At 71.5% G+C, this 15,834-nt stretch carries 15 protein-coding genes; 11 read left to right on the top strand and 4 right to left on the bottom strand.

Annotated features, from left to right (window positions below; genetic code table 11):
* The first annotated feature begins 40 nt into the window (after positions 1-40).
* Both NR112_RS04935 and NR112_RS04930 read left to right on the top strand, forming a co-directional pair.
* Positions 41-622 (top strand): DinB family protein, encoded by a 582-nt coding sequence (locus NR112_RS04935; RefSeq protein ID WP_256792876.1) that lies wholly within the window; start codon positions 41-43, stop codon positions 620-622.
* Positions 623-775: 153 nt separating this feature from the next.
* Entirely contained in the window at positions 776-1,426 is a 651-nt protein-coding gene (locus tag NR112_RS04930) for a hypothetical protein (RefSeq protein WP_256792875.1), read from the top strand.
* A gap of 9 nt (positions 1,427-1,435) precedes the next feature.
* On the opposite strand, the gene NR112_RS04925 is transcribed toward NR112_RS04930, so the two are convergent.
* A complete protein-coding gene (locus NR112_RS04925; RefSeq protein ID WP_256792874.1) occupies positions 1,436-2,452 on the bottom strand; it encodes a LacI family DNA-binding transcriptional regulator in 1,017 nt (338 codons plus the stop codon).
* A 295-nt stretch (positions 2,453-2,747) separates the two neighbouring features.
* Between NR112_RS04925 and NR112_RS04920 the strand changes: the two genes are divergently transcribed.
* The 6 genes from NR112_RS04920 to NR112_RS04895 are packed head-to-tail and all read left to right on the top strand — an operon-like array spanning position 2,748 to position 10,806.
* A complete protein-coding gene (locus NR112_RS04920) occupies positions 2,748-4,283 on the top strand; it encodes an alpha-N-arabinofuranosidase (RefSeq protein WP_256792873.1) in 1,536 nt (511 codons plus the stop codon).
* Positions 4,280-5,644 (top strand): ABC transporter substrate-binding protein, encoded by a 1,365-nt coding sequence (locus tag NR112_RS04915; protein WP_256792872.1) that lies wholly within the window; start codon positions 4,280-4,282, stop codon positions 5,642-5,644. The genes NR112_RS04920 and NR112_RS04915 overlap by 4 nt, the downstream gene beginning before the upstream one ends.
* A gap of 4 nt (positions 5,645-5,648) precedes the next feature.
* On the top strand, positions 5,649-6,620 hold the full coding sequence (locus NR112_RS04910; protein WP_256792871.1) for a carbohydrate ABC transporter permease: 972 nt from the start codon (positions 5,649-5,651) through the stop codon (positions 6,618-6,620).
* Complete coding sequence (locus NR112_RS04905; RefSeq protein WP_256792870.1) at positions 6,617-7,444, top strand: carbohydrate ABC transporter permease; 828 nt, start codon at positions 6,617-6,619, stop codon at positions 7,442-7,444. Before NR112_RS04910 ends, NR112_RS04905 begins: the two co-directional genes overlap by 4 nt.
* Positions 7,445-7,453: 9 nt before the next feature.
* Positions 7,454-9,775, top strand: coding sequence for a family 43 glycosylhydrolase (locus tag NR112_RS04900; protein WP_256792869.1), 2,322 nt, complete (start codon positions 7,454-7,456; stop codon positions 9,773-9,775).
* Positions 9,772-10,806 carry a glycoside hydrolase family 43 protein gene (locus NR112_RS04895; protein WP_256792868.1) on the top strand — a complete coding sequence of 345 codons (1,035 nt, stop codon included), beginning with the start codon at positions 9,772-9,774 and terminating at the stop codon, positions 10,804-10,806. Before NR112_RS04900 ends, NR112_RS04895 begins: the two co-directional genes overlap by 4 nt.
* Before the next feature lie 218 nt (positions 10,807-11,024).
* Here the strand turns inward: NR112_RS04895 and NR112_RS04890 are convergent, their stop codons facing one another.
* The gene (locus NR112_RS04890) at positions 11,025-11,717 is read right to left on the bottom strand and encodes a zf-HC2 domain-containing protein (protein WP_256792867.1); all 693 of its coding nucleotides are present in this window, start codon (positions 11,715-11,717) and stop codon (positions 11,025-11,027) included.
* Positions 11,714-12,202 carry a sigma-70 family RNA polymerase sigma factor gene (locus NR112_RS04885; protein WP_256792866.1) on the bottom strand — a complete coding sequence of 163 codons (489 nt, stop codon included), beginning with the start codon at positions 12,200-12,202 and terminating at the stop codon, positions 11,714-11,716. The genes NR112_RS04890 and NR112_RS04885 overlap by 4 nt, the downstream gene beginning before the upstream one ends.
* A gap of 351 nt (positions 12,203-12,553) precedes the next feature.
* Here NR112_RS04885 and NR112_RS04880 point away from each other — a divergent pair, with 351 nt between their 5' ends.
* Together NR112_RS04880 and NR112_RS04875 are read left to right on the top strand one after the other, a co-directional pair.
* Entirely contained in the window at positions 12,554-13,396 is an 843-nt protein-coding gene (locus NR112_RS04880) for a uracil-DNA glycosylase (protein WP_256792865.1), read from the top strand.
* Between the two features lie 293 nt (positions 13,397-13,689).
* Entirely contained in the window at positions 13,690-14,013 is a 324-nt protein-coding gene (locus tag NR112_RS04875; RefSeq protein ID WP_256792864.1) for a hypothetical protein, read from the top strand.
* Positions 14,014-14,032: 19 nt separating this feature from the next.
* Here NR112_RS04875 and NR112_RS04870 read toward each other — a convergent pair whose 3' ends face one another.
* Positions 14,033-14,425, bottom strand: coding sequence for a hypothetical protein (locus tag NR112_RS04870; RefSeq protein WP_256792863.1), 393 nt, complete (start codon positions 14,423-14,425; stop codon positions 14,033-14,035).
* 389 nt (positions 14,426-14,814) lie between these two features.
* Between NR112_RS04870 and NR112_RS04865 the strand changes: the two genes are divergently transcribed.
* Positions 14,815-15,690, top strand: coding sequence for a CPBP family intramembrane glutamic endopeptidase (locus tag NR112_RS04865; protein ID WP_256792862.1), 876 nt, complete (start codon positions 14,815-14,817; stop codon positions 15,688-15,690).
* Positions 15,691-15,834: the final 144 nt, after the last annotated feature.

Raw genomic sequence — 15,834 nt, 5'->3', positions numbered from 1 at the left:
ACGGCGGGTGCGCGGCCGGCCTGCGTGCGAGGCTGGGTCCGTGATCGACGACGTCGCCAAGGCATACCTCCACGACAACCTGCGATGGGTCCGGACGTCCCTGCTGCAGCAGCTCGACGGGGTCTCGGAGTACGACGCGCGCCGGCCACTGACGACGACGGGCACCAACCTGCTCGGACTCGTCAAGCACCTCACGCTGTCCGAGGCGCGCTACCTCGGCGGCATCGTGGGACGGCCCTTCCCCGAGCCGCTGCCCCAGTTCGACGACCCGGGTTTCGTGAGCCGCGACCAGCTGTGGGTCAAGGCGGACGAGTCGCGGACCGAGGTCGTCGAGCGCTACCGCCGTGCCTGCGCCCATGCCGACGCGACGATCGAGGCGCTTCCGATCGACGCCCCCGGCCACGTCCCGTGGTGGCCGCGACCGGACGTCATGCTCTTCAACCTCATGGTGCACGTCCTCACCGAGACCAGCCGCCACGTCGGCCACGCGGACATCCTCCGGGAGCAGGTCGACGGCGTCGTCGGCGACGGCGCCGTCTCGACGAGCGACGACGCCGCTGACTGGGCCGCCCATCGCGAGAGGGTGGAGCTGGCGGCACGCGCAGCGGGATCCGGCGGCTGACGGAGGCGCTCACCGCGCGACCAGCTGCTCTTGCGCCGACCTTGCGGGATTCCTGCTGCTTCCGGCGCCCGGCCTTGCGGCGGCGTCGACACACTGGGGTCGTGGCGCCGGTCCCGGCGCCACTGCTGACCGACCGTCCCCGGAGGACCGCCCATGTCTGCCCCCGCCCAGGCCCCACGCCGGACGCTGCTCGGCAGGGTCGCCCTGGTCGCGGTGGGTGCCGGCGCCGTCGTCCTCGGCGCCCAGTCGATGGGCCCGGCAACCACGCCGACGCCTCGCGTCGCGGCACCGGTGAGCAACGTGCCGGCCGCACCGGTCACGACGCTCGTCCCCGAGAGCGACCTCGTCGACGCCGGCGTCTCCACCGGCCTGCGCCCCGTCACTCGGGCGCTGGGAGCCGTCGTCGCCGGACAGCAGTCGTGGGTGCGGATCCCGTGGACGACGGATGCGCCGGTCTGCTCCGTCTCCGTCACGGTGGCGGCGGTCGGCGCCGACGTCGGCTACCCCGTCAACACCGGCGCCTACTCGTCCTTCTACCGCCAGGACCGTCTCGCGGCGTCCGTGCGCGACTACACGGCCGTGCGCGTCCTCGTGCCCGCCTTCTCCTCCGCGAAGGTCGTCACGGCAGACGTCACGGCCAGCTACACGGCGACCTCGAGCGGCGTCGGCCAGGCCGCGAGGGCCTGTGTCGGCACGAGTGTCACCCGGACCTACCGCGTGACGCTCCCGGTGCAGCCACCGTTTGCCGCGCCCGCCGCCGCCCTCGCCGAACCCGTTGCGCCGGCGTCGGACCCGGTCGGCTGAACGGTCGCCTCAGTCCGGCGCCGACGTCTCACGGTGCTGGCGGGCCGGGACCCCGAGCGTCGTCTCGCGCGCCTCGAGCGTCCACGCCACCTCGACCTCCTCGGCGTCACCGTGGTCGCCGTCGATGCGGCGTGACAGCAGCTCGAGCGCGGCACGCGCCAGGGCGGTGAGGTCAGGCGAGATCGTCGTGACCGTCGGGTTGGAGTAGCGGGTCTCGGCGATGTCGTCGAACCCGACGATGGCGACCTCGCCCGGCACGTCCACGCCGGCCTCGACGCAGGCGCGCAGGGCCCCGATGGCCATGAGGTCGTTGAAGCAGAAGACGGCGTCGGGAGGCTCGGGCAGCGCGAGCAGCCGTTGCATCGCGGCGTGGCCGTCGGCGCGCTCGAAGTGGGGCACGCCGATGACGAGGTCGGCGTCGTAGGCGAGCCCGGCCGCCTTGAGGGCCTGGCGGTAGCCGCGCAGGCGCATGGACGCAGTGCCCCTCGTCGTCTCGCGCCCGACGGCAGCGATGCGTCGGCGCCCTTGTGCCACAAGGTGTTCCGTGGCGGCGCGCGCGGCTGCGACGGAGTCGACCGCGATGTGGTCGAAGCCGGTGGGGACGGGACGTTCGCCCAGCAGCACCATCGGCAGGCTGTCGGCCCGTCGGCTGATCTCGTCGGGGGACAGGGCGAGTGGCGAGAAGATGACGCCGTCGATGACGTGCGACCGCATCCCCTCGAGGACGACCCGCTCGGCGTCGGCATCGCCGCCCGTCACGTCGAGCAGGACGATGAAGCCCAGGGTGGCTGCCTCCTCGGTGATGCGAGCCGCGAGCTCGGCGAAGTAGGGGGAGTCCATCGCCGGCACGGCGAGGGCGAGGAACCCGGCGCGACCGTGCTTGAGGCTGCGCGCCGAGAGGTTGGGCCGGTAGTGCAGCTCGGCCATCGCGGCCTCGACGCGCTCGCGCGTGCTCGCCTTCACGTGGGGATGGTGGTTGAGCACGTTGGAGGCGGTCTTGACCGACACTCCCGCACGCTCCGCCACGTCCCGCAGCCGCGCCGCCAACCGTGCCTCCGTCCGTGCGGAGCCCTGCCGGCCCCTGAATGCCCTGAATGCCCTGTGGGCTTCCGATGGCCCCCGGTGGGCCCTCGGTGGGCCCCGGTGGGCCCTCGGTGGGCCCCCGTCGAGGAACAGGCTAGCGCCCGCCGACGCGTGGCGTGATGACCTCCGGACACCTCTGGACACTTTTCGGTAACCGTTGTAATTTTCAGGCCAGACGCAAATGGGTAACCGTTGCAAAGACGGTGCGACCCGAACACCGACGGTCAAGGAGGACCGCATGGGACGAGCGACGGTGCGGCTGGACCCCGCCTACACGGTGGGCCCCGTGCGGCCGAGGACGTTCGGGTCCTTCGTCGAGCACATGGGCCGGTGCGTCTACACCGGCATCTACGAGCCGGACCACCCCGACTCCGACGAGCTGGGCTTCCGCACCGACGTCGCGCACCTCGTCCGCGAGCTCGGGGTCACCGTCGTGCGTTACCCGGGCGGCAACTTCGTCTCGAACTACCGCTGGGAGGACGGCGTCGGGCCCAAGGCCGACCGCCCCACCCAGCTCGACCTCGCCTGGCGCTCCGTCGAGACCAACCAGGTCGGCACCGACGACTTCGTCGACTGGGCCCGCGGCGTCGGCGTCGAGCCGATGATGGCGGTCAACCTCGGCACGCGCGGCGTCCAGGAGGCCATCGACCTGCTCCTCTACTGCAATGCCGAGACCGGCACGTCGTGGCCCGACCGGCGCGCCAAGAACGGCCACACGGAGCCCCACGACATCCGCGTCTGGTGCCTCGGCAACGAGATGGACGGTCCGTGGCAGATGGGCCACAAGACGGCCGAGGAGTACGCCCGGGTCGCCGAGGAGGCCGCGCGCGCCATGCGCCGGGTCGACCCCGGCCTCGAGCTCGTCGCCTGCGGCTCGTCCAACCGCGGCATGCCCACCTTCGGCACGTGGGAGCGGGTCGTGCTCGAGCGCTGCTTCGACCTCGTCGACCACATCTCGGCGCACGCCTACTACGAGCCCGTCGACGGCGACGTCGAGTCCTTCCTCGCGAGCGGCGAGGACATGCACCGCTTCATCGAGTCGGTCGTCGCGACGGCCGACCACGTCGCCGCGGTCAGGGGCTCCGACAAGCGGATCATGGTCTCCTTCGACGAGTGGAACGTGTGGTTCCAGGACCGCTTCCACGGCGAGAGCTCGCTCGAGATCCGCGAGGCGCCCGAGCTCATCGAGGACGTCTACGACGTCACCGACGCCGTCGTCGTGGGGAGCCTGCTCATCACCCTGCTCCAGCACACCGACCGCGTCTCGATGGCCTGCCAGGCGCAGCTCGTCAACGTCATCGCCCCGATCGCCACCCGCCCCGGCGGCGCCGCGTGGAAGCAGACGATCTTCCACCCCTTCGCGCTCACGGCGAGGTATGCCCGTGGCACCGTGCTGCGCCCCGCCGTCGTCTGCGACGCCACCCCGACCCAGGCCTTCGGGCCCGTCGACGCGCTCGTCGTCACCGCGACCCACGACCCCGACACCGGAGACCTCACCGTCTTCGTCGTCAACCGGAGCCGCACCGAGACGGCCGAGCTGACGCTCGACGTCGCGGCCGCCGTGGGGGGCCACCCCACGGCATACGCCCTCGTCGAGCACCTGCAGGTGCACGACGACGATCCCTCGGCCACGAACACCGAGGACCACCCCGACCGGGTGACCCCGCGCCCCGGGGACGCCGCGGTCGACGTCACCACCGGCACCACCCTCACGGCAACCCTGCCGCCCACCTCCTGGCACTGCATCCGCCTCACCGAAGGGACCGTTCAATGACGAACACCACGCCCCGCCCGCAGTCACCCCTCACCCCGCTCTCGCGGCGCACGATCCTGTCGGGAGCGCTCGGGATCGCCGGCGTCGCCGGCCTCGCCGCGTGCGGCTCCGGCTCGAGCGGCGTCCCCGGCCAGGCTCCTGCCGTGTCGGCCGGCGGGGGAGCGACCGGCTACAGCGGCCCGAAGGTGGCCCTCCAGTTCTGGAACGGCTTCACCGGTGGCGACGGCCCGTACATGAAGCGCCTCGTCGACCAGTTCAACACGGAGCACGCCAACATCGCCGTCAGCATGAACACGATGCAGTGGGCCGACTACTACGCCAAGCTCCCGGCCGCCGTCGCGGCCGGCAAGGGCCCCGACATCGGCATCATGCACGTCGACTCGGTCGCGACGAACGCCGCACGCAACGTCGTCCAGCCGCTCGACGACGTCGCCACCGCCCTCAAGCTCGACGAGAGCGACTTCGCGCCCGTGCCGTGGAAGGCCGGCGTCTACAACGGCAAGCGCTACTCGATCCCGCTCGACGTGCACCCGCTCGGCTTCTTCTACAACAAGAGCGTCATGGAGCAGGGCGGCCTCGACCCCGAGAAGCCGCCGATGACGGCCGACGACTACATGGCGGCCCTCGAGACGATGAAGGGCAAGGGCATCGAGGGCCACTGGGCCAGCCCGTTCCCCTTCACCGGCGGCCTGTCGATCCAGTCGCTCATCTACCAGTTCGGCGGCTCGCTCTTCTCCGACGACGGCAAGCAGGTGCTCTGGGCCGACGACGCCGGCGTCAAGGCGCTCACGTGGTTCCAGGACCTCGTCACGAAGGGATACTCGGCCGGGAAGATCGCCCAGGACGCCGACATCGTCGCGCTCCAGAACGGCAAGACCGCCTTCAACTGGAACGGCATCTGGACGATCAACACCCTCAAGGAGAAGTCCGGCCTGCAGTGGGGCGTGGCGCCGCTGCCCGACATCGGTGGCACCAAGGCCGCCTGGGCCGGCTCCCACCAGTTCGTCCTGCCGACGATGCGCACGCCCGACCCGAACAAGCAGGTCGCGGCCCGTGTCTTCCTCAACTGGATCAGCACGAAGAGCCTCGAGTGGGCCAAGGGCGGCCAGGTGCCGGCCCGCAACTCCGTCCGCGAGTCGGCCGAGTTCAAGGCCCTGACCGAGCAGGCGACGCTCGCCAGCCAGATCGACGACCTGCACTTCACGCCGGCCGTCGCCGGCATCGGCGACGCCATGCCGGAGTTCGACAAGGCCGTCAACGCCGCGGTGCTCGGCGGGCAGGACCCGAAGACGGTGCTGTCCGAAGCAGCCGGCCGCGCGACGAAGATCCTCGAGGCCAACGCCAAGAAGTACGGCGGCTGACGCCATGGCTGTGACGACGACACAGCCCACGAGACCGCCTTCGGGAGCGACGCCTGCGCCGGGTGCGCGTCGCTCCCGGGGAGCGACATCCGGCATCCACGGGTCCCGGTGGACGCCCTACCTCTTCCTGTCGCCCTTCCTGCTCCTCTTCATCACCTTCGTCGCCGTCCCAGGCCTCCTCGGCATCTGGATCTCCTTGCACGACTGGGACTTCCTGCTGCCCAAAAAGCCGTTCGTGGGGGGCCAGAACTACGCCGACCTCTTCGACAGCGGGTCGCCGCAGTTCGAGCCGTTCTGGAACGGCATGAAGGCGACCGGCATCTTCGTGGTCATCAGCGTGCCGTTCCTCGTCGTGCTGCCGCTGCTGCTCGCGATCCTGCTCAATCGTCGGTTCCCCGGACGCACGTTCTTCCGGGCGGTCTTCTTCGCACCGTTCGTGCTCGGGGTCGCTGTCGTCGGCCTCATGTGGCGCTACCTGCTCGACCCGTCGTTCGGCATGGTCAACGGTGTGCTCTCCGCGCTCGGCCTGCCGGGCGACACGGCGTGGACGACCGAGCAGCCGTGGGCGTGGATCTCGCTCGCGGCCGTCACCGTCTGGTGGACCATCGGCTTCAACGCCGTCATCTACCTCGCAGGCCTCGCCGACATCCCGGCCGAGCACTACGAGGCCGCCGAGATCGACGGAGCGACCGCCTGGCAGAAGCTGCGTTACATCACGATCCCCGGCTTGCGGCCCGTGCTCGTCTTCGTCGTCGTCACCACGGTGCTCGCCAGCGCCAACATGTTCGGCCAGAGCTACCTCATCACCAAGGGCGGACCGGGCGACTCGACCCGCACGGCGATCATGGAGATCACCGACCTCGGCCTCTCGCAGTACCGGATGGGCCAGGCCTCGGCGATGAGCTACGTGCTCGCGGTCTTCCTCGCCCTCGTCTCCCTCGTCAACGTCTGGGCCCTGAGGGAGAAGAAGTCGTGAAGCGCCGCAACGGACCCCTCTTCTGGCTCGGCATGGGCGTGCTCAGCGTCATCTTCATCGGGCCGCTGCTGCTCGTGCTGCTCACGGCGTTCAAGTCGCAGAGCGAGTCGCGCACCGTGCCGCCGACGTACTTCCCGTCCGAGTGGAGCCTGCGCGCCTTCGACGTCCTCTTCTTCCAGGACGCTGCGAGCCCGGTGCTGCGGTGGTTCCTCAACTCGATGGCAGCCGCGACGATGCACGCCGCGCTCGTCCTCGTCGTCTGCTCGCTCGCCGGCTACGCCCTGGCCCGCATGGAGTTCCGCTTCAAGAAGGCGATCTTCGGCGCCATCATCCTCACCCTGTTCGTGCCGGGCTTCATCTTCCTCATGCCGAACTTCCTGCTCCTCGACAAGCTCGGCTGGCTCGACCAGATCTGGGCGCTCGTCGTGCCCGGGGCGGCGGGGGCGTTCGGGGTCTTCTTCATGCGGCAGTTCTTCCTGGGCCTGCCCAGGGAGCTCGAGGAGAGCGCCAGGCTCGACGGCGCCGGGCCCTTCCGCACGTGGTGGTCGATCGTGCTGCCCAACGCGCGGCCCGCGCTCGTCACGCTCGGCGTGCTCAGCTACCTCGCCAACTGGAACGACTTCATCTGGCCGATCTACGTCCTCTTCTCGCCGGAGCGGCTCACCCTTCCCGCCGGCCTGAGCCGCCTCCAGGGCGCGTACACGATCGACTACCCCGTGGTCATGGCGGGCGCCATGCTCGCCGCGATCCCCGTCCTCGCGCTCTACGTCTTCGTGCAGCGCTACGTCATCGAGGGCGTCGCCAGCAGCGGCGTCAAGGGCTGAGGAGTCCGTATGCGTCCCCTGACCTTCCTGCGTGGCCGAGCCTTTCGCCGCGGAACCGCCTGTCTCGCAGCGTTCCTCGCTGCCGTTGGCGTGAGCGCCGCGGTCCCTGAGGCCTCCGCGTCCGCCGGTCGTATGCCGTCCGCCGCGGCCCCAGCGACCTACGACAACGCGGTCTCGGACGCGTTCTCGGACACCTTCGCCGACCCGTCCGTCATCCGCGGACGCGACGGCTGGTGGTACGCGTACGCGACGTCGGACCCGCTGCGCGCGGGTGACGCTCCGGGCGCGATCCACCTGGCGCGCACCCGGGACTGGTCGAGCTGGGAGTATCTCGGCACGGTCTTCGACGCCGGCAACCGTCCCTCGTGGGCAACCGCGACGTCGGGTCTGTGGGCGCCCGACGTCCGCTATGTCGCAGGCCGGTACGTCCTCTACTTCACCGTGACGGACACGACCCTCAACCCCGGTGACGACTCCGCGATCGGTGCGGCGACGGCGCCCACCCCGGCAGGTCCCTGGACTCCCGCCCCCGCGCCGGCCGTCCCACCCCGGCCGGCGTCGGGTGGCGGGTTCCTCTGGACGTTCGACCCGGCGGGCTTCACGGACGTCGCCGGCCAGCGCTACCTCTACTACGGCAGCTACTTCGGCGGCCTCTGGGTGACGAGGATGTCGGCCGACGGACTGACCCCGGTCGGCCCGGCCACGCAGGTCGCCGTCGACAACCGCTACGAGGGGTCCTACGTGGTGCGCCACGGCGACTTCTACTACCTCATGGGCTCGGCCGCGAACTGCTGCGCGGGTCCGACGACCGGCTACTCCGTCTTCGCCGGTCGCTCGCGGTCGCCGCTCGGGCCGTTCGTCGACGCCGAGGGCACCTCGCTCCTCACGTCGCGCGTCGGCGGCACGACGGTCCTGACGCAGAACGGCAACCGCTTCGTCGGCGCCGGTCACCACGCCGTCGTCACGGATGCCGAGGGGCGTGATTTCATCGCCTACCACGCGATCGACCGGACGAACCCGTGGCTGACGACGACCTTCGGCATCAACCGTCGACCGATGCTCCTCGACCGCCTCGACTGGGTCGACGGCTGGCCGCGCACCCGTGCCGGGGCCGGGCCGTCGGACACGCCCCAGCCGGCGCCATCGCTGGCCTCCGGGCTCGGGATCACGACGACCGACCCGTCTGCGAGCGGCTTCAGGGGTCTGGACGCAGGGCCGACGGATCAGGTGGCCGGCCGGACGGCGCTCGTCCACGGCACCGCCTCCACGACCGCCTCGGCGCCGACCGGCCCGCTCCACGTGCGCCTCGACCACCGCGGCACCGAGCCGCTGCGGGTCCTGCTCGGTCGCGACCCGTCGATCAAGGTCTCGCTCGACCCCAGGGGCTCACGCCTGACCGCCCAGGTCGACCGCGACGGCACCGTGCGCTCGTCCTCGACCACTCTGCCACCCCTCCCTGCCGGGGCGTGGCGCACGCTGACGGTCGAGGCGACGGCCGACGACCTGACCGCAGAGGTCACCGAGAGCGACCTCGCCGACGTCGTCGCGCGCGTGACGGTGCCCGGCGACGTCACGCCGGCTGCCGCCCCGGTGCGACTCAGCAGCAGCCGCGCCGTCGTCGACAACGTCGTCGTCAACCCGGCCGCCCGGGATGCCACGTCCCTCGCTCCCGTGCCCGTCGCCGGCGCCCTGCTCGAGTCCGACGACTTCGACGACCCCAGCCTCACCGGCTTCACGTGGGTGCGGCGCAACCCGGCCGTCACCGTCTCGGGGGGCAGCCTGCGCTGGCCGGTCGAGGGGTCCGACCTCGTCGGTGGGGGCAACACCGCAAGCGTGCTGCTCCACGACACCCCGGGCGACGGCGACTGGATCGCCGAGGCGAAGACGACGCTCGACCTCGGGGTCGACACCGTGCGCAACTACCAGCAGGTCGGGCTCGTCGCCTACGAGGACGACGACGACTTCGCGCGCCTCTCGAACGTCGCGATCTGGAACACGCGCCAGACCGAGTTCGGTCGGGAGACCGCGGCCGACCCGGGCGCGCCCGACGGCCCGACGAGCTACGGGGGTGCCGTCATCGGCACCTCGACCCCGACCCTGTGGCTGCGCCTCGCCCACCACCGGAACGCCGCCGGCGAGCACCTCTACCGGGCCGGCACGAGCCGCGACGGCGTGCACTGGACGTGGGGAGCGACGTGGACCTTCCGCGCCGACACGCACCCGCGCATCGGGCTCGTCGCGCACGGTGGTGCGAGCCCGGCCGTCACGGCGGCGGTCGACCACCTGCGGTTCTACGCGTCGAGCTGGCCGGCCGACCCGGGCGCCGGATGAGGCGCGTCCTCGCCCGCACCCCGACCGTCGCCCTCGCAGCCGTGCTCCTCGCCGGCTGCGGGGGCGGGACCCCGACCAGCCTGTCCACCAACCCCGGAGGCACCGTGACCACCCCCGTTACGCAGGCAGCACCGGCCGCGACGAACCCGGTCTGGCCGAACCACTTCCCCGACCCGCAGATCCTCCCGGACGGCGACGGCTGGGTGGCCATCGCCACGAACGGCAACGGGATGAACGTCCAGACCCTCGTCAGCGACGATCTCACGACGTGGACCCAGGGCAGTGACGCCCTGCCCGAGCTCGCGTCGTGGACGACGCCCGGCAAGGTCTGGGCGCCCGAGGCGCACCGCTTCGGTGACCGGTGGGTCATGTACTACACGACGATGGCGCCCGACCCCGCCCTCCAGTGCATCGGTCTCGCCGTCGCCGACGACCCCAAGGGCCCCTACCGGGACACGAGCACCAAACCCCTCGTCTGCGAGCAGGACGAGGGCGGGTCCATCGACGCGTCACCCTTCGTCGCGACGGACGGCACGGCATACCTCTACTGGAAGAACGACGGCAACGCGGTCGGCAGGGACACGTGGATCTCCGTCCAGCGACTCTCGGCCGACGGCTTGCGACTCGAGGGCGAACCGAAGCGGCTGGTCCGACAGGACCTCCCGTGGGAGGGTCAGCTCGTCGAGGCGCCCTTCGTCTGGGAGCGGGACGGCGTCTTCCACCTCTTCTACTCCGCCAACGACTACGGCAGCGACCGGTACGCCGTGGGGCACGCCACCGCGGCGTCCCCGACCGGGCCGTTCACGAAGGACCCCGCTCCGGTGCTGACGAGCAGCGACGTCGCGGCGGGCCCGGGCCACTGCGCGCTCCTCGAGAAGGACGGGCGCGTGCTCATGGTCTACCACGCGTGGGCGCCCGACTCGATCGGCTCGGAGGTGCCCGGGCGGACGATGTGGCTCAGCGAGGTCACGATCGACGGGAAGACGGTCTCGGTGACACCACCGGCGACGCGGCTGCCGCCCGGGTTGTGAGGTCTGCGGTGTATCAACCACCGTGAGCGCGGCTCTGAGTGTCAGGGGAAACGGTGCGGGGCAGGGGGGCTGCCCCGCACCACACCCCGAATCGCTTGGGCGGCTGGCCCGTTGAGGTACGTTAACCGCCATCAGGGCCCGGGATCGCAGACCTGATCAGTCGCGAGCCGGGCCCTCAGGCGTGTCCCCGGACGGCGACGTGATCGCCCCACGTGGTCTCAGGTGCGGGCCGAGGCGAGCACCTGCCCGGTGCCGGTGCGCACCTCGAGAGCCTTGATCTCGTTGGGCCGCAGCGCCGTCGCCCCGGTGACGCGGGAGTAGCCGGTGGTCGTCGCCCGCCACGACGCGGCGCTCGTCGCCTTGCCGCTCCGGTCGATGACCCAGAGGGCCAGCTCACCGTCGGTCGGCATGTCCTCGCAGTTGACGTCGAGCTGGGTGCCCCAGCCGCGCGTCACGAGGGCGATGTCGATGCGGACCTGGCTGCCCGCGACGGCGGCCGCCGCGACATGCGTCGTCGGCAGTGTGGGCGTGGTCGATGTCAGCAGCTGCGGACCGAGCCAGGCGCCGGCGGCGAAGAGCACGACCGCGGCCGCGGCGGCCACGACGGACATCCACGTGCGACGTCGGCGGCGGCGTCGGCCGACCTCGCCGAGCAGGGTGACGAGGTGCTCGTCGTCGTGGTCGGTCATGAGGGGAGCGGGCACGGCGACGGGGGTGTCGCTGAGGTGCGGACCACCCTCGGGGCCGGCGAGGTCGAGCAGACGCGGCATCCCGGAGACCTGGCCGAGCTCGGTCTGGCACTGCCGGCACGCGCGCAGGTGCTCGCTGAAGGCACGGTGGTCGTCGTCGGACAGGCCACCGAGCACGTACGCGCCGAGCAGCACGTGCAGGTCGTCCGATCCGGTGGTCATCTCGTCACTCCCATCTCGTCGAGGATGACGCGCAGGTTGCGCACGGCGTAGTAGGCCCGCGACTTCACGGTGCCCTCGGGCACCCCGACGCGGACGGATGTCTCGGCGACGGTCAGGCGTTCGAAGTAGAGGTAGCGCACGATCTCACGGTGGTTGGTCTGGAGGCGGCCGAGGGCTTCCTCGACGAGCACCTGGTCGAGGGCGCGGTCGAGGGCGGAGTCCGCCTCGGCCAGGTCGACGAGCTGCGCCTGTTGGGGCCGCCGGCCGGCGGCACGGTGCTGGTCGACGATGAGGTGGCGGGCGGTCGTGATGAGGTAGGCGCGCAGGTTGTCGGCCTCGGGCGCCTGCTTCCAGACGCGCAGGATGACCTCCTGGACGATGTCCTCGACCCGGTTGGCGTCGCTCGTCGCGCGCCAGACGACGCGTCGGAGCATCGGCCCGTGCTCGCGGTAGATCTCAGCGACCGCCTCGTCGTCGAGCGGCATCCCGCAGCCACCTCCTCACGTGGTGCTCCACCGTCCAGAGACGCCTGCCGGGCGCGTCCGGTTCACTCTGTCGACCCCTGAACCGTCTCACGCCGGGAGACGTGTCCGAGGTGGACGCCACCCGGGCGTCGAGATCGAGGAGGTCATCACGATGCGAACCCGATCCATCAGCACGACGGCGCTCGCCGCCGAGGTGCGCGCTCACGACGGCGAGCTCGTCACTCGGGACGATCGTCACGGCAAGAAGCAGCTCACCCTGGGTGGACGGCCGCTCTACCCCTGGGCCGGATCACCGATCAGGACCAAGCCCTGGAACCGACGGACGGGGCTCCGGCGGCCTAGCGTGGGACCATGTGCCCCGCCGACCTGCCGAACCCGGCCCAGCACCCCGTCACCGGCGGCCTCTTCCTGTCGCCGGTGCCGGCGGGCTCGGGCTGGCCGGGTGACCCGGCGACGCCCGAGACGCCGGTCGCGGCCACCCCGGCGCAGGTGCGCCGGCTCGCCCGGGGTGCGGACGGCATACGCGAGCTCGATGCCCGCATCAGCGTGTGCCGCGCGTGCCCGCGGCTCGTCGGATGGCGCGAGTCGGTGGCGACGGAGGGACGTCGCGCGGCGTTCGCGGACCAGCCGTACTGGGGGCGGCCCGGGCCCTCCTTCGGGGACCTAGACGCGGAGGTGCTCGTCGTCGGCCTCGCTCCGGCGGCCAACGGCACCAACCGGACCGGTCGGATGTTCACGGGCGACCGCTCCGGCGACTGGTTGTACGCCGCCCTCCACCGGGGTGGGTACGCGAGCCAGCCGATGTCGGTGGCCTCGGGCGACGGGCTCGTGCTGACGGGCCTGCGCATCGTCGCCGCCGTCCGGTGCGCCCCGCCCGCCAACAAGCCCACGACCGAGGAGAAGGCAACGTGCGCGGCGTGGCTCGACCGGGACCTCGAGCTCTCCGAGCCGCGGCTGCGCTCGATGCTCGCCCTCGGGTCCATCGCCTGGGACGCGGCACTCGGGGCAGCCCGCCGCCGCGGATGGAACGTGCCGAGACCCAAGCCGAGGTTCGGCCACGGCGCCGAGGCCGTGCTGGCGACCGCCGCCGGGCGGCAGGTGCGCCTCGTCGGCAGCTACCACGTGAGCCAGCAGAACACCTTCACGGGCAAGCTCACCGAGGCGATGCTGGACGAGGTCATCGCGCGCCTCTGAGCGCGGCGCGACCGGGCCATGGGTGCGTGGGTCGGACACGCGGACCTGACTCCGCACCCAAGGGTCTCCTCGCGCACGGCGGTCGCGCCGAGGGCGACGAGCTCGGGCACCCTGGCGCGGATGAGGCGCTAGCGCTCCGCGGGGTCCCACGGACCCTCCCCGCGACCCGGATGTCCCTGTGCAACCGGTTCTTGGCGGATTTCCGGTGACCTCGAGGCGAGGCGAGGCGGTAGTCGGCGGCACTGAGTAGGGGCGACGATGCGCGACTGGCGGTCATGGGCGAGGCTGGGGGCGTGGAGCCACGCAGCGTTCGCCCGTACATCATCGCGCTCGGCCTGCTCTGGGTCGTCCCGGCAGTCCTCGTGCTCGTGCTGCACCTGACCCTCCCCGACTACAACGCCTCGGGGCAGTGCACCGGTCTCGGCTTCGGCTGCGCCCCGGCACCCTCGGACGCCGTCCTCTTCCTCGGCTACCTGGCGGCCCTGCCGCTCTTCCTCCTCGGCATGGTGGCCTGCCTCGTCATCGCCGTCGTCCGCGCCCACCGAGACCGACGCGCCGCCGGGCGCGACGATGCCGCGGCCGCGGAGAGCCGCGAGGCCGGCGACCCCCAGGGCTGACGCTGGCCGTGCTCCGGCGTCAGACGCCGTCGACGAGCAGCCGCGGGTCGATCCCCAGGACGGCCAACATCCCGGCCGTGGCCAGCAGACCGGTGACCGCGGCGATCAGCAGAGCCGTCAGCACCCGGGGCCACGCGGCGGCCCGCGTCCGGAGGGCCAGTCGCGACAGGCCCAGTGCGCCGAAGACGTTGACACCGATGCCGATCGCCAGCACCAGCTCGTAGCGGCCGACGTCCGGCTCGTCGACCGAACCGAGACCGGCGACAGAGGTGAACCCGTAGGTCAGGGCGTGCAGGACGAGCAGCGCGAAGGTCAGACCGACGAGGAACACCGTCGTCAGGACGCCGATGGCCAGTGACCACCACGGCAGGCTGAGTCCCCACCGACTCTCCTGCGAATCAGCCGCGCTCATGGCCGCCATCCTCTCGGCTCCCTGTCGTGGCCTGCGTCCGTATGCGTACTCGACCTGGGCGGTCAGGCGTGCTCAGAGCGAGCGCGCGTAGCCGAGGAGCTCGGGGCAGGGCGCGAACGAGCTCCTGCTGCTCTCGCCGGTCGGCCGCCAGCCGTGCCTCTCGTAGAACCGGCGGCCTCGGGGCTTACCCACCGGCCAGCACCCAGCCGGTCCGGGCGCGCACGGCGGGCCGCAGTTCCTCCCCTGTCACGTGGGGAGCATGGCGCAGGCGGGCGCCGCGGCGTGACGATCCCGCATGGCATCGAGCAAAGCGATGCGCGATGATCGTGGTGACTCGCTGACCCGCCGACGTGTCAGCCTCATCGCGCGACAGGGGAGTTGAGGTCCACATGTCCGACGTCTCAGCCACAGCACTCAGGGGCCGTTTGCGCTCGTTCTTCGACCGGGGCGGCTTCTGGCGGCTCGTGCCCCTCGTCGTCGTCTACCTTGCCATCTACCTCGGCGCGGGCCTGCTCGCGTCGACGGTCTTCGCCCGACAGAGTGAGGAGGAGCTGCTGACGACCGTCGGCAGCGTCTTCGTCGACGTCACCTTCGCGCTCATCGTCGGCGCTGTCGTCCTCGGCGTCTTCCTGTGGGCGATGGGCTGGACGCGCGAGATCTTCGGCCCGCAGCCGATCGGTGGGTCGCGGTGGATGTGGATCGGCCCGCTCCTCGTGACGATCCCGATCGTGCTGCGCGTGATCGGCCCGGACTACGGGAAGTACGGCATCGCCGTCATCGTCCTCACGATCGTGACGGGGTTGCTCGTCGGACTCGTCGAGGAGGTGCTGACGCGCGGCATCGCCGTCAAGATGCTGCGCGATGCGGGTCACTCGGAGCGGGTCGTGGCGCTCGTCTCCTCGTTGGTCTTCGCGGCGCTCCACTCGGTCAACCTGCTGAGCGGTCAAGCGGTCTCGACCGTGGGCGTCACGATGGCCTACACCTTCGGGTTCGGTGTCTGCATGTACCTCACGATGCGCGTGACGCGATCGATCATCCCGGCGATCGTGCTCCACGGGCTGACCGACCCCTTCGTCCTGCTGTCGACGGGTGGCATCGACGAGGTGGGCACGAACGGGACCCAGAACACCCTGCTGACCGTCGCGGGGTCGTTCAGCTTCATCATCATCGTCGCGGGCCTGGTCCTCGTGTGGTTCGTCCGAGGACGCGTCGGGGAGCGGACCGACGTGACGGCCGCCGAGCGGATCGGCGCCACACAGGCCTGATGCCGATGTGGGCCTGAGCCCCCGTTTGCGTCAGGCGAGGCGACCACGCCCTCAGGTCGGGGTGAAGTCGACGAGGTGCGGGTGCAGGGTGCCACCGGAGGGCGCGGGGTAGCGGCGCCCGAGTCGGGCTGGTGGTCTGCGCCG

Origin of the sequence: Terrabacter sp. Ter38 (genome assembly GCF_024519435.1) — a bacterium.
In the GTDB taxonomy this organism is placed as follows: Bacteria; Actinomycetota; Actinomycetes; order Actinomycetales; family Dermatophilaceae; genus Terrabacter.
This window is presented reverse-complemented; position numbering and strand designations above follow the sequence as displayed.

What these genes read in the sequence shown, in the direction of transcription:
- NR112_RS04895 (WP_256792868.1), top strand. Translation starts at nt 9,772, where the DNA reads ATGAGGCGCGTCCTCGCCCGCACCCCGACCGTCGCCCTCGCAGCCGTG.
- NR112_RS04915 (WP_256792872.1), top strand. Translation starts at nt 4,280, where the DNA reads ATGACGAACACCACGCCCCGCCCGCAGTCACCCCTCACCCCGCTCTCG.
- NR112_RS04890 (WP_256792867.1), bottom strand. Translation starts at nt 11,717, where the DNA reads ATGACCACCGGATCGGACGACCTGCACGTGCTGCTCGGCGCGTACGTG.
- NR112_RS04920 (WP_256792873.1), top strand. Translation starts at nt 2,748, where the DNA reads ATGGGACGAGCGACGGTGCGGCTGGACCCCGCCTACACGGTGGGCCCC.
- NR112_RS04930 (WP_256792875.1), top strand. Translation starts at nt 776, where the DNA reads ATGTCTGCCCCCGCCCAGGCCCCACGCCGGACGCTGCTCGGCAGGGTC.
- NR112_RS04885 (WP_256792866.1), bottom strand. Translation starts at nt 12,202, where the DNA reads ATGCCGCTCGACGACGAGGCGGTCGCTGAGATCTACCGCGAGCACGGG.
- NR112_RS04910 (WP_256792871.1), top strand. Translation starts at nt 5,649, where the DNA reads ATGGCTGTGACGACGACACAGCCCACGAGACCGCCTTCGGGAGCGACG.
- NR112_RS04900 (WP_256792869.1), top strand. Translation starts at nt 7,454, where the DNA reads ATGCGTCCCCTGACCTTCCTGCGTGGCCGAGCCTTTCGCCGCGGAACC.
- NR112_RS04870 (WP_256792863.1), bottom strand. Translation starts at nt 14,425, where the DNA reads ATGAGCGCGGCTGATTCGCAGGAGAGTCGGTGGGGACTCAGCCTGCCG.
- NR112_RS04880 (WP_256792865.1), top strand. Translation starts at nt 12,554, where the DNA reads ATGTGCCCCGCCGACCTGCCGAACCCGGCCCAGCACCCCGTCACCGGC.
- NR112_RS04865 (WP_256792862.1), top strand. Translation starts at nt 14,815, where the DNA reads ATGTCCGACGTCTCAGCCACAGCACTCAGGGGCCGTTTGCGCTCGTTC.